General features: G+C 30.1%; 20 protein-coding genes. 17 read left to right on the top strand and 3 right to left on the bottom strand.

Annotation, left to right across the window (positions count from 1 at the left end; all coding sequences use genetic code 11):
• Positions 1–200 precede the first annotated feature (200 nt).
• From L3B98_RS11775 to L3B98_RS11835, 13 genes are all read left to right on the top strand, one after another.
• Positions 201–1,355, top strand: coding sequence for a PucR family transcriptional regulator ligand-binding domain-containing protein (locus L3B98_RS11775; protein ID WP_238916747.1), 1,155 nt, complete (start codon positions 201–203; stop codon positions 1,353–1,355).
• Between the two features lie 223 nt (positions 1,356–1,578).
• Positions 1,579–2,904: an aminotransferase class III-fold pyridoxal phosphate-dependent enzyme gene (locus tag L3B98_RS11780; RefSeq protein WP_238916748.1), complete on the top strand. Its 1,326-nt coding sequence runs from the start codon at positions 1,579–1,581 to the stop codon at positions 2,902–2,904.
• Positions 2,905–2,918: 14 nt separating this feature from the next.
• Positions 2,919–4,073, top strand: a complete 1,155-nt coding sequence (locus L3B98_RS11785) for an iron-containing alcohol dehydrogenase (RefSeq protein WP_238916749.1) — start codon at positions 2,919–2,921, stop codon at positions 4,071–4,073.
• 108 nt (positions 4,074–4,181) lie between these two features.
• A complete protein-coding gene (locus L3B98_RS11790; protein WP_238916750.1) occupies positions 4,182–4,997 on the top strand; it encodes an ABC transporter ATP-binding protein in 816 nt (271 codons plus the stop codon).
• Positions 4,998–4,999: 2 nt separating this feature from the next.
• Positions 5,000–5,776, top strand: a complete 777-nt coding sequence (locus tag L3B98_RS11795; protein WP_238916751.1) for an ABC transporter permease — start codon at positions 5,000–5,002, stop codon at positions 5,774–5,776.
• Positions 5,777–5,899: 123 nt separating this feature from the next.
• Positions 5,900–6,667: an ABC transporter permease subunit gene (locus tag L3B98_RS11800; protein WP_015394200.1), complete on the top strand. Its 768-nt coding sequence runs from the start codon at positions 5,900–5,902 to the stop codon at positions 6,665–6,667.
• A gap of 188 nt (positions 6,668–6,855) precedes the next feature.
• A complete protein-coding gene (locus L3B98_RS11805) occupies positions 6,856–7,929 on the top strand; it encodes an ABC transporter substrate-binding protein (RefSeq protein ID WP_238916752.1) in 1,074 nt (357 codons plus the stop codon).
• Positions 7,930–7,963: 34 nt separating this feature from the next.
• Positions 7,964–9,367, top strand: a complete 1,404-nt coding sequence (gene hydA, locus L3B98_RS11810) for a dihydropyrimidinase (protein ID WP_343073686.1) — start codon at positions 7,964–7,966, stop codon at positions 9,365–9,367.
• Positions 9,368–9,457: 90 nt separating this feature from the next.
• Positions 9,458–10,960: an NAD-dependent dihydropyrimidine dehydrogenase subunit PreA gene (preA, locus tag L3B98_RS11815; protein ID WP_238916754.1), complete on the top strand. Its 1,503-nt coding sequence runs from the start codon at positions 9,458–9,460 to the stop codon at positions 10,958–10,960.
• A 149-nt stretch (positions 10,961–11,109) separates the two neighbouring features.
• On the top strand, positions 11,110–12,333 hold the full coding sequence (locus L3B98_RS11820; RefSeq protein ID WP_238916755.1) for a Zn-dependent hydrolase: 1,224 nt from the start codon (positions 11,110–11,112) through the stop codon (positions 12,331–12,333).
• 313 nt (positions 12,334–12,646) lie between these two features.
• A complete protein-coding gene (locus L3B98_RS11825; protein ID WP_238916756.1) occupies positions 12,647–13,273 on the top strand; it encodes a GntR family transcriptional regulator in 627 nt (208 codons plus the stop codon).
• Between the two features lie 338 nt (positions 13,274–13,611).
• Complete coding sequence (locus L3B98_RS11830; RefSeq protein WP_017810443.1) at positions 13,612–14,739, top strand: ABC transporter ATP-binding protein; 1,128 nt, start codon at positions 13,612–13,614, stop codon at positions 14,737–14,739.
• 1 nt (position 14,740) lies between these two features.
• On the top strand, positions 14,741–16,315 hold the full coding sequence (locus L3B98_RS11835; RefSeq protein ID WP_238916757.1) for a glycine betaine ABC transporter substrate-binding protein: 1,575 nt from the start codon (positions 14,741–14,743) through the stop codon (positions 16,313–16,315).
• A 196-nt stretch (positions 16,316–16,511) separates the two neighbouring features.
• On the opposite strand, the gene L3B98_RS11840 is transcribed toward L3B98_RS11835, so the two are convergent.
• Entirely contained in the window at positions 16,512–17,867 is a 1,356-nt protein-coding gene (locus L3B98_RS11840) for a DUF6179 domain-containing protein (protein ID WP_238916758.1), read from the bottom strand.
• A gap of 6 nt (positions 17,868–17,873) precedes the next feature.
• Entirely contained in the window at positions 17,874–18,341 is a 468-nt protein-coding gene (locus tag L3B98_RS11845; protein ID WP_077364877.1) for a DUF6323 family protein, read from the bottom strand.
• 376 nt (positions 18,342–18,717) lie between these two features.
• On the opposite strand from L3B98_RS11845, the gene sppA reads away from it, so the two are divergent.
• Together sppA and L3B98_RS11855 are read left to right on the top strand one after the other, a co-directional pair.
• On the top strand, positions 18,718–19,725 hold the full coding sequence (gene sppA / locus L3B98_RS11850) for a signal peptide peptidase SppA (RefSeq protein WP_238916759.1): 1,008 nt from the start codon (positions 18,718–18,720) through the stop codon (positions 19,723–19,725).
• Entirely contained in the window at positions 19,709–20,200 is a 492-nt protein-coding gene (locus L3B98_RS11855) for an RDD family protein (protein ID WP_238916760.1), read from the top strand. Before sppA ends, L3B98_RS11855 begins: the two co-directional genes overlap by 17 nt.
• A gap of 92 nt (positions 20,201–20,292) precedes the next feature.
• Here the strand turns inward: L3B98_RS11855 and L3B98_RS11860 are convergent, their stop codons facing one another.
• Entirely contained in the window at positions 20,293–21,120 is an 828-nt protein-coding gene (locus tag L3B98_RS11860) for a hypothetical protein (protein WP_238916761.1), read from the bottom strand.
• Positions 21,121–21,416: 296 nt separating this feature from the next.
• On the opposite strand from L3B98_RS11860, the gene L3B98_RS29105 reads away from it, so the two are divergent.
• Positions 21,417–22,721, top strand: coding sequence for a WYL domain-containing protein (locus tag L3B98_RS29105; protein WP_238916762.1), 1,305 nt, complete (start codon positions 21,417–21,419; stop codon positions 22,719–22,721).
• Complete coding sequence (locus L3B98_RS11870) at positions 22,705–23,754, top strand: WYL domain-containing protein (RefSeq protein WP_238916763.1); 1,050 nt, start codon at positions 22,705–22,707, stop codon at positions 23,752–23,754. The genes L3B98_RS29105 and L3B98_RS11870 overlap by 17 nt, the downstream gene beginning before the upstream one ends.
• Positions 23,755–23,927 lie beyond the last annotated feature (173 nt).

Raw genomic sequence — 23,927 nt, forward strand, 5'->3', positions numbered from 1 at the left:
CGTTAAGTAATTTTTACAAAAAGAATATATGTTAATTGGAACGTTAAGAGCAGATTACCAGAAATATACAAGGTAATTTGCTCTTTTTAGAATACAAGAAATTATAGAAAGATTATCAAAGATGAATGATAAATTTAGAATTTTTATGATATAATGATTATTAAAAATTATGCCTAAGCATAACTAGGGGGCGAAATAGCATGTCAGTTACTGTAGGGAAATTATTTGGAAATGGGGCTGTTTTATATCAAATGAAATTGCTTGCAGGACAAAAAGGCTTAAACAACCTTGTTGAATGGGTTCATATTATAGAAAATGATGAGGTGAGCCAATTTCTTCACGGAAATGAAGTTGTATTTACATCGGGTATTTTAAATAATAATGATAATTGGTTATTAGAATATGCAAAAAAGCTGTATAGTGTTGGGACTAGTGCATTTGTAGTTAATATTGGACCATATACAAAAGGAATTCCTCAAAAAGTAATAGAATATTGTGATTCTGTGAATATACCACTTTATACTATTCCATGGGAAACAAGAATGGTAGATGTAACAAGGGATATATGTTATCGTATTATGAAAAGTGAAGAGACAGAAGCCAGTATTGCAAGTACAATCAAAAATATAATTTTTAAAGTTGGAGATTTAGATACTTTGATTTCTCAAATGGAGAGATATGGTTATCTAAGAGACAGTCGTTTTTGCTTTATTGCTATAGCTTTTGAAAACAGTCAAAATAAAGATAAAGAATATAATATGAAAAAAATAAAAATGTACTCAGAAAAAATTGCTAGAAGTATTCATCAATTATATATTTCTTTTGCTTATAATGATTGTTGTATTTTAGTTTTAGTAGATTATAGTGATTATGATATAGATAATTTTGTAAATACTTTTTTGAAAAATTGGGATGATGATTTATGGAAGATACACATAGGTATTAGCGAAAATTTAAATGATATTAGAGTTCAAGATGAGAATTTTAATAAAGCACTAACGGCTATGAAGATGGCAAAGAAAAAAGGTAAGAAAGTAAGAGATTATAAAAAGCTTGATATTTATAAATTACTTCTTAATTCAAAAGATAAACAGGTATTAAAAGAATATTATGAAGATACTATAGGAAAACTGGAAAAGTATGATGAAGAAAATAATACAGACTTAACTGACTTTTTGTATATGTATTTAAAAAACAATGGAAGCCAAAGTCTTGTAGCTGAAAAACAATATATTCATAGAAATACAGTTAATAATCAATTAAAAAAGATAGAGAAGATTACTGGATACAACCCGCTTGATCTAGAAGAAAAACTAAGGTTTTATTTAGGATTCTATATTAAAGACCTTTTATAGCTGCATCAATAACTCTTAACTTATAACTCTTAGCTCATAACTGAATTAACTGTGCAGCTGCACAAAAAGGATTAGTCATTTAGTTATTGAAACACAGTAAAGACCATTATATAATAAGTACAAGTTAAAGAATAAAACGAATTTATAAAGGTAACAGCAACGGAGCTTGTTCATTTGAATAAGTTCTGTTTTTTTATATGCAGAAAGTAAGGGAGTGTTAAAAATGAATGGTGAGGAAATTAAGAGTACATTAAAAAAATATAGTTTACAATCTTGGAGCAAACAAAGAAATATAAATCCTATTCCAATAGAAAAAGCTGATGGTATTTATTTTTGGGATTATGAAGGAAATTGTTATTCAGATATGTCTTCTCAGCTTGTAAATATGAATCTTGGTTTTGGAAATAAAGCAATAGGAGATGCAATTAAAGAGCAGGTGGATAAGTATTGTTTTGTAGGGCCATCTTATGGGGCTGAACCTAGAGCAAAGCTTGCAAAAAAAATAGTGGAATTAATGCCAGATAATATGGGAAAAGTATTTTTTACAAATGCAGGAGCAGAATCAAACGAAAATGCTATAAAAATTGCAAGGATGTTTACAGGAAAATCAAAAGTTTTTAGTCGTTACAGAAGCTATCATGGATCATCCTTTGGTTCAGGAAACTTAACAGGGGAACCTAGACGATACGCATTGGAACCAGGAATTCCTGGTTTTGTGAAATTCTTTGATCCATACATTTATAGGGAACCAATAAAATTTGAATCAGAAGAATCTGCAACAAAATATTATTTGGCAAAGCTTAGAGAACAAATTATTTATGAAGGACCAGACAGTGTAGCAGCAATTGTCCTTGAAACAATAACTGGATCAAATGGTGTTATTATACCACCAAAAGGATATCTTCCAGGGGTCAGAGCCTTATGTGATGAGTTCAATATATTAATGATTTGTGATGAAGTAATGACAGGTTGGGGAAGAACTGGAAAGATGTTCGCATTTGAGAATTTTGATGTAAAACCAGATATAGTAACCTTTGCAAAAGGTGTTACCTGTGGTTATGTTCAACTTGGTGGGGTTGTTGTATCAAAGGAAATAGCAGAATATTTTGAGGATAATTTATTATCTTGTGGGTTAACTTATAGTGGGCATCCTTTAGCTTGTGCAGCAGGAGTAGCTACAGTAAATTATTATGAAGAAGCAAATGTTTTAGAAAATGTTAATAAAGTTGGAAAAGTTCTTGGAGAAAAATTAGAAGCTATGAAAGCTTCTCACTCAAGTGTTGGTGATGTAAGGTATATTGGATTATTTTCAGCGGTTGAACTAGTAAAGGATAAGGAAACTAAAGAACCGCTAGTACAATATGGTAAAGATCCAGAAGGAATAATGGGAAAAATTATAGGACTACTAAAAGAAAGAAAGTTTATGACTTATTCTCATGAAAATATGATACTAGTTGCACCTCCATTAATTATTACAAAAGAACAATTAGAAGAAGAACTTGCAAAACTTGATGAAGTACTAAGTATTGTTGATAAAGAATATATTTAAATGAGGTGAATTAGATGGCTTATGAATTTAGTTTACCAGGGAAAACAATTTTTGGAGATAATGCATTAGAAGAAAGTGAAAATGTAATAAAGACTTTGGGTAAAAAAGCTTTTGTAATTTCAGGGAAAAATGTTACAAAGGCAGGTACAGTTAAAATTCTTACAGATTGTTTAGCTAAATGGGAAATTGCTTTTGAAGTATTTAATGATATTATAGGCGAGCCAACAGAGCATATGATTGAAAGTGGAGTAAAGGCATATAAAGCATCAAATTGTGATTTTTTAATTGCTATAGGAGGAGGTAGTCCTCTAGATAGTTGTAAAGCAATTGCAGCAATGACAAAATTAGAAGGTAAAATATGTGACTATATGGGAAAAGTTATTGAAGGAAATTTTCCTCCAATGGTTTTAATCCCAACTACCGCAGGTACAGGCTCTGAAGCTACAAAATTTACAGTAATTACGGATTCAAAAAGGAATATAAAAATGCTTCTAAAGGGGGAAGCATTGCTGCCTGATTTAGCTATTATTGACCCAAGCTTTACTAGTACAGCGCCAAAGACTGTAACTGCTGCAACAGGTATGGATGCACTTACTCATGCAGTGGAAGCTTATACTTCAAAAAAAGCAAGCCCGCTAACAGACACCTTTGCATTGTCTGCAATAAAGAGGATATTTAAATATTTACCTCTGGCTTATGCAGATGGTGAAGACAAAGAGGCAAGAGAGGAAATGGCAATAGCAGCTTATGAAGCAGGAGTGTGTATAAATAATTCCTCGGTAACAATAGTACATGGAATGAGCAGACCGATTGGAGCATTATTTCATGTAGCCCATGGAATTTCAAATGCTATGCTTATAAAGGAATGTTTATCTTATGTTTTGGATGGAACTTATGAACGTTTTGGAGCTATAGGGAGAGCAATTGGTGCAGCAGCTGATGAAAAAAATGACAAAGAAGCTGCAGAAGCTTTTTTAGAAAAACTTACTGAGCTATGCAGTATTTGTGAAATTCCTACCTTAAAGGAATATGGAATTAATAAAGAGGAATTTGATAAGGTAGTAGAGAAAATGGCAGAAGATGCAATGAACAGTGGAAGCCCATCGAATACTATAAAAGAGGTTAATAAAGGTGATTTGTTAAATATATATAGTAAGTTATGGAATTAATTGCAATGGCGCAAGACCTAAAAAGTTTTGCGCTATTTTTTTATGAAAAAAGCCATTGCTTTTATTCATAGATGTGAAATGTTCCAGGATAAAAGGAGGTTGAAATAAATGAATACAATATTAAAAGAAGTCGAACTTCCAAAGTCAATGGAAGAAAATATAGAAATCAAAATAGAAGATTTAAGTATGATTTATCAAGATAAAAATGGAGGAGAACCAGTAACAGCACTTAAAGATGTAAATTTAGAAATTAAAGAGGGAGAATTTATTTCACTGCTTGGACCTTCAGGATGTGGCAAAACTACTTTGCTTAGAATTATAGCAGATTTGCTTCAACCATCAAGTGGAAAAGTTATAGTAAGAGGTCAAACTCCAAGAGATATAAGACTACAAAAAAAATACGGGATAGTATTTCAAAATCCAGTTTTATATGATTGGAGAACAGTGAGAAGAAATGTATGTATGCCTATGGAGCTTTTAGGGATGCCAAAATCTGAACGTACCGAAAAAGTTACTGAAATGCTTGATTTAGTTGGACTCACAAACTTTGGAAAGCATTATCCTTATGAACTTAGTGGAGGCATGCAGCAAAGAGTAGGAATTGCAAGAGCACTAGCAATCAATCCAGAAATACTACTTATGGATGAGCCGTTTTCGGCTTTAGATGAGTTTACGCGGGAAAAGCTTCATGAGGATTTATTAAATATATGGACAAAGACAAAAAAGACTGTAATCTTTGTAACTCATAATATTTCTGAAGCAGTATTTTTATCAGATAAAGTAGTAGTGCTTTCTCCACATCCAGGACGTGTTTCAGCAGTAATTGATATTAATATACCAAGACCAAGAAATATGGAATCAAAGCAAACAACAAAATTCTATGACTATATAACCAAGATAAGAAACAGCTTTGAGGGGGTGTAGGTATGATTACTAAGAAAGAAAAATATAAGATTAATTTGGTCTGGACTATTGGTGTTATTCTAGTTTGGGAATTAATTGCTTTCTTTCTAGATAAGGTAGCTAAAGATCCTATGGCCTCAGCAAAATTGCCATATCCTCATGTTGTAGTGATGTCAATTGCACAAAATTTTTCGGAATTAATGGGAGCTGCGGGCCTTACATTTTCAAGGGCAGTTATGGGGTTTACGCTTGGAACAATTATAGGGGTATTATTAGCAATTGTAATGAGTTTATCAAAAATTGCTGAAAAAATATCTCTCCCTTATTTAATAATATCGCAAATGGTACCAGTATTGGGCTTAGCTCCAATTATCTTTACGCTAGTTAAAGATATGGATGCTTCAAGAATAGTGATAGCAGCATATATTACATTTTTTCCAGTGTCTATAAATATGTTAAGTGGCTTAAATAGTGTTGATAATGAAAAGAAGGAACTTTTATATTCTTATGCAGCGCAGAAAAAAAGTATTTATTGCAAACTTATGATTCCATACTCACTTCCATATTTATTTGCAGGTTTGAAGATTGCAGCGCCTATGTCTATTACAGCATCAATTTTGATAGATATGCTGGGTTCAAGTGGTGGAATTGGCGTGAAACTTCTTTATTCATTATATTCAGGTACAAAAGATGTGTTTTGGGCTTCGGTATTTACAAGTGCTTTTATGGGGATCATTAGTTACTTCATTGTTATTTTGGCAGAAAAGATTTTAATACCTTGGAGAAAACAAACCATATAAATGTGTATTGTAATGATCATGGATCAATAGTCAATGATCATTAAATGGGTATTTCATCTAGAAATCTTTAAGATTTTAACAATTCTTTTTACAACATTTATATTAAAGAAAGGAGATTAAGATATGGGAGAAAAAATGAAAAACATTCTATGGCCCTTGAGTTTTGGAATACTTATAATAGTGGTTTGGGAATTAGGATTTATTCATAGTTTATTAGGTTTTAAACCCTTTCAGTTACCAATACCTTCACAAATAGTAAAAACTCTTGAAAATAATTTTTCTAAAGCAATATATGATACGGCAGTTACAGTAGCAGGTGCATTAGTAGGAATGGCTTTAGGTTGTTTGATTGGATTTATTGTTGCTTTAATAGCTACTCAATTTCCTAAATGGGGTTATACAGGATTAACAGTAATATCAGCCTTTAACGCAATTCCAATTGTAGCACTATCTCCAATTATGAATCGTTGGTTTACTAGTGGCTTTGCTCAAAAGGTGGGAGTAGTAACAGTTGTATGCATGGCAGCCATGGCAATTAATGCATATCGCGGTTTAAATGATCTAAAACCTTTTGCAAAAGATTTATTAGAATCTTATGCAGCTTCTAAAAAAGTCATATTTTTTAAGCTTCGTTTGCCGAATTGTCTTCCAAGTATATTTACAGCACTGAAAATTAATGTTGCTGCGGCCATAATGGGGGCTATGATAAGTGAATATTTCGCTTCATCTACTTCAGGGATTGGTTTTGGAGTGAAAGATAATTTGAGAAAAGGTATGATGGCCATGGGATGGACCTATATTGTTATGGCATCTGTCGTTGGGATCATTCTTTATTCAATTATTATATTGGTAGAACGCAGAGCTATAAAGTGGCATGCTTCACAAAGATAAAGATATTAAAGATATGCACAATAAAAAAATTAAAACCTACACAATAAAAAAATTAAAACCTACATAAATATAAAAAAAAATAAAACATGAACAAAAATAAAAAATATAAAAAATATGAAACATGTATAAATATAAAAATACTAAATACATGAAAAAAATAAAATATTAAAGACATGGAGGAATTTATTATGAAAAAAAGATTATTAGCTTTATTTGTGATTATAATGACGATGACGGCACTGTTTATAGGATGTGGGGCTAATTCGTCAAGTACATCGGATACCAAGGATAAACCAGCAGCAGACTCAAGTGATACTTCAAAAAAGAGTGATGGGTCACTTCAAAAAGTTAAACTTCAATTAAAATGGCTGCCTCAATCACAATTTATGGGTTACTATGTGGCACAACAAAAGGGATATTACAAAGATGAAGGTATTGATCTTCAAATTCTTCCTGGTGGAAGCGATATTATCCCGGAACAAAATGTATATAACGGGGTAGCAGATATAGGAGTTACTTGGGTATCTAGTTTAATGACCTATCAAGCGCAAGGATACAATTTACAAGAGGTTTCACAAGTATTTCAAAAATCAGGTATGCTTTTAGTTTCTAAAAAAGAAAAAGGGATTAATTCACCAAAGGATTTAGCAGGTAAAAAAGTCGGTAATTGGTTTGGTGGTAATGAGTATGAATTACTTGCTTTATTATCAAAATATAACTTAGATAAAGAAAAAGACTTAAAGCTTGTACAACAAGATTTTACAATGGATCAAGTAAAAGAAGGTTCTATTGATGCAGCGTCAGCTATGACTTATAACGAATTAGGTTTATTATTTGAAGGCGGTATGAAAAAAGAAGATTTAAATATTATTGATATGAATGATGAAAATGTTGCAATGATGGAAGATTGTTTATTTGTTAATTCTGATTGGACAGCTAAAAACAAAGATTTAGTGGTTCGTTTCTTGAAAGCTTCAATTAAAGGCTGGAAGGACGCAGTTAAAGATCCAGAAGCTGCAGGAAAGACTGTTTATGATGTTGATAAATCAGTATCTTTAGATCACCAAGTTTATATGGCGAAAGAAGTTGCTAAGCTTGTAGCACCACAAGGCTTTGATACATCAAAAATTGGACAAATTGATATGAAGGCAATTAAGCAAACAGGTGATTTCTTAAAGAAATACAATAAAGATTTAGCTAAAGATCCAGTAGTTGATGATACAACCTTTACATCAAAATATTGGGACGAAGCTGTAAAATAATATTAAATTTTAGCTTTGGGTGCTAGTTAGTTGCATCCAAAGCACCAAATATAAAAGGAGGAGAATACTTATGGATTTGATTATTAAAAATGGAACTATTGTAACACCAGTGGAATCTTACAAAGCAGATATTGCTGTAAAGAATGGAAAAATCGTAGCAATTGGAACAGGCTTTTCAGAAGAAGGTGCAAAAGTTGTAGATGCAGCTGGAAAGTTAGTTTTGCCAGGTGCTATTGATGCACATACACATTTAGCAATGCCTTTTGGAGGAACAGTTTCAGCAGATAGCTACCTTGCAGGCACAAGAGCAGCGGCTTGCGGTGGTGTTACAACAGTTTTTGATTATCCAATGCAAAGAAAAGGAAAAGGCATAATTGAAACTATTGAAGGCAGAAAAGAAATGTGTGATCCAGAAGCTTGCGTTGATTATGCATTTCACTGCTGTATAACAGATTTAAATGATGGCGCCATTTTAGATGAATTTGAAGCAGCTGTAAATTATGGTGTTACAAGCTTTAAATGTTTCTTAGTATATAAAAAAGAAGGCATGATGGTTGATGATGGAACCTTAGTGAAAATATTGTTAAAGGCAAAAGAAACAGGTGCCATGACTAATATTCATGCTGAAAATCCAGATGTTATTGATTTAAATATCGAACAATTCTTAAAAGAAGGTAAAACTTCAGCGTGGTATCACTATTTAAGCAGACCAGAATTTGTGGAGGCAGAAGCTGATAAAAGAGCTATTCACTGGGCTAAATCTATGGAAGCACCTTTGTATATTGTTCATATGGCAGATAAGGAAGGCCTAGAGGCGGCAATAACTGCAAAAAACGATGGTCATGAGATTTATATAGAAACATGCCCTCAATATTTAGAATTTACTTGTGAGGTATATAAGAGAGAGGATGGAAGAAATTTCGTATGTTCTCCGCCAATGAAAGGTCAAGAAAGCCAAGATGCTCTTTGGAAGGCAATAGAGTCTGGAGCAATAGATACTGTAGCTACTGACCACTGTCCATTCCAAAGTTATGAAAAGGACTGGGGAAAGGATGATTTTACAAAGATTCCAAATGGTTGTGCTGGTATAGAAAATTTATATCCTTATATGCTTTCAGCTGCTAATGACGGAAAAATATCTTTTAATCGTGCAGTTGAATTATGTGCCTTTAATCCAGCAAAAATATTTGGATGCGAGGATAAAGGTTCTTTAGCAGTTGGGAAGGATGCAGATATTGTAATTTATGATCCTAATAAAGAGTTCACAATTTCAGTAGAAAACATGCATTCAGATTATGATCACACTATTTGGGAAGGGAAAAAACTTCACGGATATCCAGTAAAGACTTTTGTAAGAGGCAATTTGGTATATGAGGATGGAAATTTTGTTGGAAAGCCAGGTATTGGGCAATTTGTAAAGAGAGTAGGACGAAAATAACTATCAAAAATAATAAGATAGATTGAAAGGCATAGAATTTTTGAAGTTTGAAAGACTGATGAAATCTAGGGCTAGAAAGGATGAATGGAAATGAGTAGTTTATTTAATAAAGATATTTCTATTAATGAATATGTGTCAGGATGCTTACTATGTAATGAAGCTCCTTGCAGAAAAGCTTGTCCCTACACCCTTGAAGCGGATAATATTATTCGTTCTTTAAGATTTGAAAATAAGGCTGGGGCAGTAAATAAACTGCCACATCCACTTCCTTGTGAAACTTGTGCAGATAAGGCATGTATAAAGGCATGTTTAAAGGGAAAAATTAATGAACCGGTACCTATTGATAAAATTATGAAAGCAATTGCAGCTGAACCTAAAATTAAAGAGGATGATGTTGATTTATCTATAGATTTTTGCGGAGTTCATACAGAAAACCCATTTTTCCTTTCTTCTTCTGTGGTTGGAAGCAATTATGAGATGGTGGCTAAGGCATTTGATATGGGCTGGGCAGGAGTAGCTTTTAAGACAATAGGAATGTTTGTACCAAAGGAGGTTTCTCCAAGATTTACAGCTTTAACTAAAGAAAATTTACCTTTTATAGGTTTTAAAAATATAGAGCAAATTTCAGATCATACCCTAGAAGAAAATATAAAATTCCTAAAACAACTTAAGGCGGATTATCCGACTAAAATCATTGTTGCATCAATTATGGGACAAAATGAAGAAGAATGGACAAAACTTGCTAAGCTTATGACAGAAGCAGGTGCAGATATTATAGAATGTAATTTCTCATGTCCACATATGACAGGGGAAGGTTTAGGCTCTGATGTCGGACAAAATCCTGAATTAGTTGCTTTATATACTAAAGCAACAAGAAAAGGAACACACTTACCTATACTTGCAAAGATGACTCCGAATATTGGTAATATGGAAATACCAGCTAAGGCTGCAATGGAAGCGGGTGCAACAGGGATTGCTGCAATAAATACAATAAAGAGCATTATGAATATAGATCTTGAAAATTTTCAATCTGCACCAAATGTAGAAGGAAAATCAAGTGTTGGAGGATATTCAGGAAAAGCTGTAAAACCAATAGCCTTACGTTTTATAAGAGATATGAAGGTTTGTAAGGAACTAAAGGATGCACCTATAAGTGGTATGGGAGGAATTGAAACTTGGGCAGATGCGGCAGAATTCTTAGCTTTAGGCTGTGAAAATTTACAAATAACTACATCAGTTATGCAATATGGTTATAGGATTATTGAGGATCTAATTGAAGGAATGAAACTATATTTAAGTTCACAAGGTTATAAAAGGGTAAGCGAAGTGGTTGGAAAAGCCTTGCCTAATATTGTAGCTGCCGATGAACTTGAAAGAGATGGTATTTGTTATCCTAAATTTGATAGAGATAAATGCTTAGGGTGTGGAAGATGCTATTTATCCTGCTTTGATGGTGGACATCAAGCAATAAAGATGGATGAAAAAACAAACAAACCTATGCTTATAGCAAATAAATGTGTTGGTTGTCAGTTATGTGGCACTGTTTGCCCAGCTAAGGCAATTTCACCAGCCCAGAGAGTAATGAAAAAATAATAAAATTAGTATATAAAACATCAAGTATGGCTTGTATAGATGGCTATTCCTGTGAATTTATGAAATTTCTGTAGGATAGATTATAATATAAAGGTTTATTATAAGGATTAAATTATATAGAATATAAGAATTTAAAGGAGGATATTAGTATGGTTACTTGTAACATTGATAGAATGGATGACAAAATTAAAACTTTTAGTAAATTTGGAGACACTGGAAGAGGCGGAATAACAAGATTGTCATTGTCACCAGCAGCATTAGAAGCAAGAGAAGAATTTTGCAGACGATGTAAAGCACTTGGAATGGAAATAAAAACAGATGATATGGCAAATATTTATGCAACACTTCCTGGAGAAGATGGTTTACCAGCTATTATGATGGGATCTCATGCTGATTCTGTTAAACAAGGAGGGAATTATGATGGGATTCTTGGTGTACTAACTGCACTCGAAGCAGCAGAAACCATAGTCACAGAAAAAATTCCTCATAAGCATCCAATAACAGTTGTTATATGGACAAATGAAGAAGGTGCACGTTTTGAACCTGCAATGATGTCATCAGGAGTTATTACAGGTAAATTTGATAAGGATGTAATGCTTGCATCTACAGATACAGAAGGTGTTACCTTTAAAGAAGCTTTAGAAGCAAGTGGATATATGGGAGAAGCTTCTAATAGAATGACGCCTGAAAAATATATGGCATTATTAGAACTTCATATAGAACAAGGACCAGTTTTAGAAGATGAAAAAATTGATATCGGTATTGTTGAAGGGGTTTGCGGTATGATCAACTATGAATTTACTTTTGTAGGTCAAGCTGATCATGCAGGAACAACACCTATGAAATATAGAAAAGATGCTTTGTATGCAGCAGTAAAAACAATTCAATATCTCCACGATGAACTTGATAAACTTGATAGTAAGCTAGTATATACCACAGGAAAGATTTCAGCACATCCTAATATTCATACTGTAATTCCTGATATGGTTAAATTTACTTTAGATGCTAGACATCAAGATCCAGAAGTAATTAAACAAGTTCTTGAAATCATTAATGCTATACCTAAGGTGGTTGAAAAATGTGAAGCAAGCTATGAAGAAGCATGGTCACGTAAAACAGTTAATTTTTACCCAGAATTTGTAGATTACGTAGAAAAAAATGCTAAGGAATTTGGATACTCATGTAAGAGAATGTATAGTGGACCAGGTCATGATGCACAATTTATAACAGATGTCATTCCAACTACAATGATATTTGTACCAAGTAAAGATGGCCACAGTCATTGTGAAAAGGAATTTACACCAGTTGAAAACTGCTGGAAAGGGGCAAATGTCCTATTACAAACTATTTTAGATATTGATAAAAATAATTAGACATAGTTGAACGATTTTTGAATAAGTAGAATACAAAATAATGATTGTTAGAAAATCAGATTTACAGAAAAGTTAGGTGAATCTGCTTTTCTAATGTTAAAAATAAAGTTCTTTAGATAATCACTGATGCGACAGCCACAACATATTAATCTTATTACGTTCGGCAATATGGATATTATTGTTTTTTATTCGAAGTGTATATGATATGAAGTTTTATAGCAAAAACAAAAGAAATGTGATAGAATACCAGTTGAAAGTATTTAAAATAATTTTAAAGATATTTAAATTAAATTTTAATAAGAGGATAGAAAAAATGGAAAAAAGAATAAAAATAGTAAGTCCTGTTTATCAGCAAATTGCTGCAGATATTGCTTCTAAAATAGCAACTGGACATTATCGTGTTGGTGAAAAAATATATGCACGATCTGTGCTTGCTAGTCAATATGGAGTCTCTGCAGAAACAGCGAGAAGAGCTATAGCAATCCTCGCGGATATGGATATAGTAGATGCAAATAAAGGCAGTGGAGTAATAATAAAATCAACAGAGAAAGCTATAAAATTTATCAGACAGCACAATGACGTAAAGACTGTTACTGATTTAAGGAATGATATACTTGACAAATTAGAACATCAAAAAGAAGAAAATGATTTGTTAAGAGATAGAATTTTAGATTTATTAGAGAGAACAGATAGGTTTAAAGCAATAAATCCATTTATACCTTTCGAAATACTTATAACAAAAAAAACACCGTATATAGATAAAAATGTAGCGGAAATTAATTTTTGGCATAATACCCTAGCTACAATAATATGTATTAAGAGAAATGGATGCTTAGAAATGTCCCCGGGACCATATGCCGTTTTACGTGAAAATGACATTTTTTATTTTATCGGAAATGAAGGTTGTTATGAAAAAGTAACTAAATTTTTGTATCCATAAATTGTTAATATATTTTGTGACAGGTAAAATATTAATTATTTGTATAACTCAAATGATTGATATTTTACCTGTTTTAATTTTAAGTGAATATTTCTAAACTAATATATATTATGTAATATTTTTAATTTAAGTTGTTACTTTTAAATTCATAAAAAAAAATAATTTATTAGAAATAAATGAGGCTATTAATGAGTTTAAGTAAATAATAATTCTTAAATAACAGAGTGTAATTTGACAATAGTAACAACTTGTTGATATAATAAGGTTGTTACTTGGAATGCAAAAAGTAACAACTTTGGTTATAATATAAAGTTGCTAAAAGGAAGGAAGTGGAATTTGTGATAGAATTTATAAACATACGTAAAGATTTCAAAAATAAAACAATTCTTAAAGACATTTCATTAAAGATAAATAAAGGGGAACTTGTTGCTATAATAGGATCAAGTGGATGCGGAAAGACAACAACATTAAAAATGATAAATAGGTTGATTAATCCAACATCAGGAAAAATCTTTATTAATGGTGAAGATATTGCTTCAAAAGATGTAATAAAGCTTAGAAGAAACATTGGATATGTAATACAACAAACAGGATTGTTTCCACATCTGACTATTAGAGAAAATATTCAAATAATTCCTAAAGTTGAAAAATTAGATAAAGCCAATGTAGAGAAAAAAACAATTGAACTTATGGAAATGGTTGGATTAAGTAGTGATGAATTTTTAGATAGATATCCAACTGAATTGAGTGGAGGACAGCAACAGAGAGTTGGAGTTGCAAGAGCTTTTGCAATAAACCCAGAAATAATTTTAATGGATGAGCCTTTTAGTGCTTTAGATCCAATTACTAGGGTGCAGCTTCAAGAGGAATTAATTGATTTACAAAGTAAATTAAAAAGAACTATTGTTTTTGTAACACATGATATGGATGAAGCTATAAAAATCGCAGATAAAATTTGTATAATGAATAAAGGTGAGATTATACAATATGATACTCCAGAAAATATTCTTAAAAATCCTATTAATGATTTTGTTAACGAATTTATTGGAAAGAATAGAATATGGTCATCACCAGAATTTATAAGGGCTAAAGATATAATGATTGATCATCCTGTTACTTGTTTTAAAAATACATCATTGTTAAGATGCATTGAAAAAATGAGGAGTTCAAAAGTTGATAGTTTAATGGTGATAGATAAAGAAAACTATCTTTTGGGAATTACTACAGCCAAGGAAATACAAAATAAATCTGATAGAAATATTCTCGTAGAAGAAATAATGAATACTAAATTCATAAATGTAAAGCCAGATGATTCGATTATAGGCATCCTTGAAACTGTAAAAAAACATAAAATAGGACAAGTTCCGGTGCTTGATGATAAGGGCGTTTTAAAAGGAATAATTACGAAAAGTAGTTTAGTAACAACTCTAAGTAGTCAATTTTTAGATACGGAAGAGGTGAAATAAAATGAATGAATTCTCAAATTATATATTTACAGCAAAAGATCAGATAATGACATTATCAGTTGAACATATTAAACTTACGGCAATAGCTGTTGGTATAGCTATAATAATTGGAATCCCATTGGGAATAATTACAAGTTATGTGAAAAGACTGAATAAGCCGATTTTAGGTATAGCTAGTGTTGTTCAAGCAATTCCAAGTATGGCATTACTGGGATTTGCAATACCGTTTTTAGGAATAGGTACAAAACCAGCAATTGTAATGGTGGTATTATATTCATTACTACCAATTATAAAAAATACTACTACAGGAATTGATAGTATAAATTCAGAAATGCTTGAAGCTGCAAAGGGAATTGGACTTACTAAATTTCAAGTTTTAGTTAAAGTTCAAATACCTTTAGCACTTCCAGTAATAATGTCAGGAATAAGAATTTCAGCAGTTACAGCAGTAGGCCTTATGACTATGGCAGCATTTATTGGTGGTGGTGGTTTGGGATATTTGGTTTTCTCTGGTATAAGAACTGTTAATAATTATCAAATTTTAGCAGGAGCAATTCCAGCGTGTATATTAGCATTATTAGTAGATGGATTATTTGGAGTGGTAGAAAAACTTGTTACACCAATTAGTTTGCAAAATGGTAATAATAAAAGTAAAGCATCAAAAGTTAAAGCTAGAAAAATGCAAAAATCTATATTAGTTGCTACTGCATGTGTCCTTGTTGGAATTTTTGTTGTAACAGGAGTATCTCAAAAGGTATCTAGTAAAAAAGTTATTACAATAGGTAGTAAAGACTTTACAGAACAAGATATTTTAGGAAATATAATATCAGAGCTTATAGAAAGAAAGACAGACATTACTGTTAATAGAAAATTTGCGTTAGGTGGAACTCAAGTTATATTTTCTGCTATAAAAAATGGTGATGTTGACATGTATGTGAGTTACAGTGGAACAGCTTATGGAGATGTATTAAAATATAAGCCAATATCAGATGTAGAAAAGGTTTATAATACAGTAAAAAAAGATTATAAGGATAAATATGATATTGAAGTGTTAAAGCAAATGGGGTTTAATAATACGTATACACTAGCAGTAGCAAAGGATACTGCTCAAAAATATAATTTAAAAACTATAAGTGATCTTGCAAAAGTTTCAAATGGTTTAACTGCAACAACAACGCTTGAGTTCCTTAATAGAGAAGATGGATTAATTGGTTTAACTAAGAAATATAATCTTAATTTCAAAGATACTGTCGGAATAGACGGCAGTCCTAGATATGCTGCTTTAATTAATAAAGAAAGTGATGTAATAGATGCATTTTCGACAGATGGATTATTGAAGAAATATGATTTGAAGGTTTTAAAAGATGATAAACACTTTTTTCCACCATATTATGCTATTCCTGTGGTGAAAGCTGAAACATTAGAAAAATATCCTGAAATAAAACCATTAGTAGAAGAAGTAGGAGACTTACTTAATGATGATGTAATGAGTGAATTAAATTATGAAGTAGATGAATTAAATAAAGATCCTAAAGATGTTGCTATAGAATTTTTGCAAAAGAATGAATTAATTTAATAAAACAGAAAAGTTTTTTTGAATTGAAACCGATATTTGATATTCATTATTAATAATAAGATAATGCTTTACTAGATTTGAAACTTAATGAAGTTTTTACATTGAATCAAGCATAAAAATAATTTATAAGCTAAAAATACTAGTGCTGATTTCAATTGTGATTAGCACTAGTATTTTGCACATTAATAGCTGATTATTAAGTAATATTAATTTTTTCTTTAATTATTTCAATGTTCTTTTGATCTTCTTCGCTTAAACTTAAAATATATTTTTTAAATTCATAGTACCAATCTTTTTCGTAGTCATTATTAAAGCTAAAATCTGAAATATGCTTTGCTAAGAGAATAATGTAAGTTTTTGATAAGTTTTTAAATAAGTGCATAAACTCATCATCGAATAAACATTCTGCATTTAGCATATCTATTAAATCTTCCAAGCTTTTAATATTATATTTTATCAATGTAATCTTATCTTGCACAGAAGAGCATTCTCTTATTTTTTCAGTTATATTTTTAAATGCAGTGTTACTTAGCTTTTCTCCGTCTTCATATTCTATAATTTCTTCATTTATATTTTCCTTAAAAGATATAAATATCGTTTCTAATTTATCCAATTTAATACTTTCATATAACCATTCTGTTAACTTATTTGTAGATTTTTTAATATAATTAATTAATTCATTATTTTCAATAGTTAAAGTTTCACAACACTTAGCTGCACCTTCTAACAATTTGTCTTGTAACTTTTCAAGTGATAAATTCATCAATTTACTTCTTAAAACTTCTCTGTCAGAATTGGTTATATTTAAGTTATTTAAAGATTTACCAGATATAATTAAACCTAGAGAATTAATAAGGACTAATTCGAATATATTTATTAAAAGATATTCACTTCTTTTATCATAGCTATTGAGCAATTCATTGATTTCATAAATATCAAATTTATTGCAAAATTCATTTTCTAAATTTAAGATTTTCAAATAATTTCTTATATACTCAATACCTTTATAATTCCAATTATCCATGTAAAGCTGATAATCTATTGAGCCTGAGCCTAAATGTGGGGTAAAAAAGTAATCATATTCCTTAAAAAAGGGTGGAAGCCCATCATCTATAGTGTCATTATAAGAATAATTATTTATTTTAAGTTTATTATTTATAATGTATTCCAAAAGTTTTTTACTTTCTTTCATAGTGACTTTTATTAAATCTCGACCAGTTTCTAACATTTGTGATAAGCTGTTATTTTTTAATTCATCTATTATTAGCTGAATGGAATTAAATGTTTTTAAATAAAAGCTTAATGTATAATCAATGCCTTCAAGCAAGTTTTCTGCTACTTCTACCATAACAGAGCTGCTTTCATCTTTAGTGTAATATTTTAATTGTATCTTTAATAAGTCAAGTCTTTCATAAGAAAGTCTGTTTAAAGTAGTATCATCTAGAAGTTTTTCCTTATAGCAAGTTACTAAAACATCCTTAAAAAAATGATCTTCACTAAAATTATGCTCTACGAAGAAGCTATATTTTTCAATGCTATTGCAATTTTCCACAAATCATCAATCCTTTTCACTATCAAGATTAGTATAATCTTTTACACCATTTCTTATATTGTCAGCAATCTTATATAATACTTTTCCTTCTAAAAGTTCTAAAGAACCTTGGCAATAATCATCAAAATAGTCCTTCATGATTTCTATGAGTTCATCATCTCCTATATAATCCAAAGTTTCATTTTTATAATTATAAAAAATTTCTACGAGTTCATTTATTGTATCGCTATAGTTATGCTGCGAGATATATGGTGAATCAGAAAATGCTGTAATAATTTTAGTTATAATTTGACCATTAAATTCTATTCGGCCACTTTTCTCTAGAGCAATAGTCCTTGTTTTCATAATTTCCTTAACGTCGTCTTCATTTAGTTTCAAACTATAATCGCGTGTGATTTCATTACATTGAATTATTTCATTAAATACCTGCTTTTCTAGAGAAGTGTTTTCAAATAAATTAATAATTTCATTCAAATTTAAGACTCCCTTCAAAAAAAGTGTTGACTTTTATTTTGTAATATGTTATGATGAAAATATATAATTATAATTTGTTATTATACCATTGGCATCTATTGTTGTCAATGGGTTTAAAGCGTAAAGAGTATCTTCAATTTGAAGATACTCTTTTTATATACAAATTCTAATTAAGATTATGCATTTAAATTCAAGAAATACTGAAGAGATTTAGCTATTAACTGATAATTGAAAATTGAACAATGAACATTTAACATTGATAATTTAGATAGCGTAAATACAAATAATAGATAAAAATTAAGATAAATTTAATATCGCCATAAATTTTTTTATTGTATAATTAAGAAATATAAGTAAAAATTGGAGGAATTGGTGAATGAACAAAAAACAAATTATAGGCTTGATAGCTGCTGCTTTATGTTTTGTATTTGTTGGTGCAGCAAGTGTTATTACAAATGCAGTCTCTAACAAAATAGATAATAAAAATAAGGATACAAAAAGTACTTTTGGCGAGATGTTAAATTCTAATAAAATTGCATTACCAAGTAAGGATTTTGTTGGAGTGGTTAAAGTAGAAGGTACAATTAAGAGTGGATCAAATTCTAATAGCATTTTTCAAAATACAGAGTCATATAATCATAAACGTACATTAAAATATATTGATGATATGATTAAATCGAAAAATAATAAAGGAGTTATTTTATATGTTAACAGTCCTGGTGGGGGTGTTTATGAAAGTGATGAACTTTATTTAAAGTTGAAAGAATATAAAGAAAAAACAGGACGTACTATATGGACTTATATGGCATCTCAAGCGTGTTCTGGAGGATTTTATATAGCTATGGCATCTGATAAGATTTATGCTAACAGGAATACTTGGACAGGTTCCATTGGAGTAATTACATCATTAACTAATGTAAAAGGTTTATATGATAAATTAGGAATTAAAGAAATAGATATAACAAGCGGACCTAATAAAGCAATGGGAGCTTCAGGAGTGGAAATGACAGATGAGCAGCGTAATATTTTACAAGGCTTAGTTAATGAAGCTTATGAACAATTTGCAGGGGTTGTTGCAGAAGGAAGAAAAATGGACATAAATAAGGTTAAACCTATTGCAGATGGTCGTATATATTCAGCTAAACAAGCTTTGGATTTGGGCTTGATTGATAATATCGATACTTACGAAAATATGCAAAAAAATGTGATAGATACTGTAGGTCAAAGTGTTGAAATATTTACACCAGAGAACAAGGAAAACATACTTTCATCTCTGTTTGCAAAAGCAGAGAATTTAAAGCCTAAATCAGATGCACAAGTTATTTCTGATTACTTAGAAAAAGAAGGTAATGGAGGAATTATGTATTATGCTAAAACAGAATAAAGAAAACCTACAATATGCAGGCTTTTTTGTAAGACTTTCAGCATATATAATTGACTGTATTATTGTGGGAATAGCATTACTTGTTATAACAGTACCTAGATTTATAATATCTAGGACAGATCCAGATGCATTTTTGATAAAACAATTCTTATTCAAATTTTCTATATTGGACATTGTTATTTATTTATGTGGACTAGCGTATTTTGTTTTAATGACATATTATTGTGGGGGAACTTTAGGAAAAAAATTATTTAAACTTAAGGTATGTAAAGATACAGGTGAAAAGCCATCTTTATTTACTTTAATTTATCGTGAAAGTATTGGTAGATATTTAAGTGGATTAATATTGTTTATTGGTTATATTATGATTGGAGTAGATTCGAAAAAAAGAGGTTTACATGATATATTAAGTGATACTTTAGTAGTTTATGATATCGAACCTATATATATTGAAAAAGAATTGTTCAACACTTAAAGATTTCCAAAGGAAATCAACATTATTAATAAAAGCTTAACCAGATTTAAAGTTTGGTTAAGCTTTTATTTATCTAATATTACTTATGCTCATTAACGCCAACTGTGATGAGGGTCCTCATCTTTACCTGGCCACCTAAATTCTTTAGCAACCTTATTATTTTTAATTTGGTAAGCTGAAAAGCATCCTTGATGAGGAAGTATATATACATTGCCACTTTCCTTTCCAACTAAGTATTCCCCTGATTCAAATTCCATTTCTCCAGTACTATTAGAGTATTCATCAATAAGTAATGTGAAAAATTCCTCAGTAGGGAAGCCATAACTAGAGCCGTCAGCAATATGATCTTGATCATTAAATGGAGTAAGCTGTATATGGGTGCCAGGATCAGCAAGTTTCTTTATATATGCACCATCTTCACGTAATACAATTTGTTTTGCTTGTTCAAAGGTTGTTACTGCATATTTGGATTTAGTTGTATTTGAAGAATCATCAGTTTTAGCAGAATTTTGAGAATTAGCAGGAGTTTCTTCTATAGTTCCTTTTTCATTAATATAGCAATTATCTACTGTTGTATTAGTAGCCATAGTTCCATCTGTATTTAGGTAATACCAAACACCATTATCTTTAATCCATCCAACTCTCATTTTACCATCAGCACCTAAGTAATACCAAGAATTCTTGTCTTGTATCCAATTTTTTTGCTTTTCGTTATCTTTATAAAAATACCAACTTCCACTCTCTGATTTCCAGCCACTTATGTTAACTTTTTCTTGTTTAGGTTCTTTTGAGGCTTCAACACTTTTAGAAACAGTATTAGTATTAAAGTCGTTATTAGCGGCAAATATTGCACCGCCAGCACCAGCGCCAACTATAGTAATCAAACCAATTGTTCCTAATATTATCAGTTGTTTATTCATACCAACATTCCTATCTAACTTGAATTTTTATCATTACATCATTAATAATTTATTTATATTAAGATAAATTTAGTTTTTTGTAAGAACTATTATTTTCGTATTATATATTTTACCATTTTATTGCCTTTATATCAATATTTTGGAGAGGCCAAGGTTCTCAATTGACAATTTCTACTTATTCATTATAATTACGGATTAGATATTTTTTGCAAGTTTTTATCCCATTATATTAATTGCTATGCTATGATAATAATAGCGAATTTAGAAAAGAAATCCATTTGCGGGTTTAAACAAGGGTGGGGATTTACATTTTTCCGGATTTTATAAAACATTATGATTTAATACGGTCAATACTTAGAGATGTTTTTTTATATGGCTGTTTTTCAAAAGGTGATTTAGAAAATAAGAAACATGGGAGCTCAAGAAAAGTTAGCTATGAGATGCGACGAATTAAGCAATATATAGAAAATGATTTTATCAAAATAGATAAAGATGGTAAAAATAAACTATTAGGTTTGAGTTATGATGACATTTCAAATACAAAAAACTTTTTGGTTAATACATATTTAAGCAAGAGCTTTACTCGTTGTGATATTACTTTGTATTATTACTTGCTTTTAATTTTAAACTATAAAAGCGAACCAATGAACTTTTCAGATATTGAAAATGAAATGATAAGCAAAGAATTAATAGATTATGAAAATATTAGCAGTAAAACTATAGAACGAAAGCTTAATGAATTAGTAAATTCTATGGAAATTGTTTCAGTTAAGAAAAATGGAAGAATTAAAGAATATTATCTTTCAGAGGATATATTAAAAGAACTCAATAATAATGAAATTTTAAAGCTTTATAATATAGTAGATTTATATAAAAATATTATATTTCCTAATGTAAGTGGACATTATTTTTATGACACACTAAAAGATTATATGGAGTTTGAGCGAAAGATAATTCCAGTGGATAATAATTGTTTTCAATATAAAAACCTGCATTTTCATCCTGTAATTGAGGAAGAACTAATTTTGAAAATTATGAAAGCAATTGAAAATAGAAATGAAATAAAACTTAAGACTGACGATAAAGTCGCATGCGTAAAAAATGGTAATAATGAAGTACTCAGACCTTTCAAGCTTAGATATGATATTGAATGTGGAAGGTTTTATGTTTTCTCGTTTACTAGTAATGGGAAATGTATTAGTGCAAGACTTGATAGAAAAGACGATGTTGAAGTTTTAAAAACACGATTTAATTATGATAAATATGAAGAAAAGTATAAAATTGCTATGGAAAAGAGTTTTTCTAGTGTACCTCATAACATTGATGGGCAATATGAAGAAGTGGAATTTGAGGTTCAGATTAATTCTCCAAAGGAATATTACATAATCGATAAGATAAAAGGTGAACTTGGTGAGTGTACTTTTGAGGAAATAAATGATAAAATATATTCCTTTAAAAAGATAGTAAATGATCCTTGGGAAATGATTCCGTGGATTAGAAAATATGGTGGCTATTTAAGGGTTATTTCTCCTAAATATCTTCATAAGAAAATCAAGAATGACTGGGAGGATATGTTGAATAATTATGGAGTTATTTCATGAATATAAAAATAAATATTTTCATTTAGTATTTAGAATTCTAAATTTAGCTAATAATGGACTTTATAAAGATGAAATTATAAAGATTATTGAAAAAGAAGAATATGATGAAAAAGTAATAGGGAAAGACTTCAAAACTTTTGAGGGAATGCTTTTAAATCAATATGATAAAAAAGATAATTTCAATTTCTTAGAAGAAAGAGATGGAAAATATTATAGTATTTTAAATAATGAAGATAGGATGCCTCTTAAAGTTAGGTTTTCAAAACTAGAGAAATCTTGGCTTAATGGAATGCTAGAAGAGCCAGTAGTACAAGCTTTACTTGGAAATGAAACTTTAGAAAAATTACAAAAAGCACTAATAGAAATAAAAACAGGAAGTAATAAAGTAATAGAGTTTACAAACAAGGGTAAAAATGATTTTGAAGTTGATTTAGAAAAAATAAGTAAAAATTTTTATACTATTTTAGAAGGGATAATTGAGGAAAAGCCTATTTTATATTCTAATGTAGATAAAAATGGCAATGAATATAAGAATCAACTAGCACTTCCAATTAGAATTGAGTATTCATTAAAAGATGATAAATTTAGAGCCTCTCTTTATTCTTTAGAAGAGCAGCGGCCAATAATGGTTAATTTACATACTTTAGAGAAAGTAGAAATAGAACAAAAGGTTAATTCGAAAATAAGAAGGGAAGAGGTACTTAAGAAACTAAAAGAAAAGAAATACTGTGAAATTCCAATTACAATTGAACTTGAAGATATTAGGGGAGCTATGGAAAGGTGCTTTATGAGTTTTTCTTCCTTTGAAAGAAATTCAAGGAGTATTTCAGAAAATAAATATGAAATAGATATATATTATTATACTTTTGAAGAAGATGAGGTTCTAAGAAAAATAATATCTTTAGGGCCATATGTTAGAGTAAAGTCACCTGATAGCGTAAGAGAGATTATTATTGATAAGATTAAAAGAGCACTTAGGCTTGAAGGAACTAAAGAAATTGAAAATATAGAAAATATAGATAAGGCAAATTAATTATATAGTTTAATTATAAATAAATGGAGAAATCCCTTTAGGATTTCTTGAAATGAAATATACACTCCTAATTAGAACTTATATAAATAAGTTATCATAATAATATATATAATAAAAAATAGAGTTAGAAGTTTAAATTAAACTTTCTAGCTTTTTTCTATTTTACAACATAT

Origin of the sequence: Clostridium sp. YIM B02555 (genome assembly GCF_022320955.1) — a bacterium.
GTDB classification, from domain to species: Bacteria; Bacillota; Clostridia; order Clostridiales; family Clostridiaceae; genus Clostridium; species Clostridium saccharoperbutylacetonicum.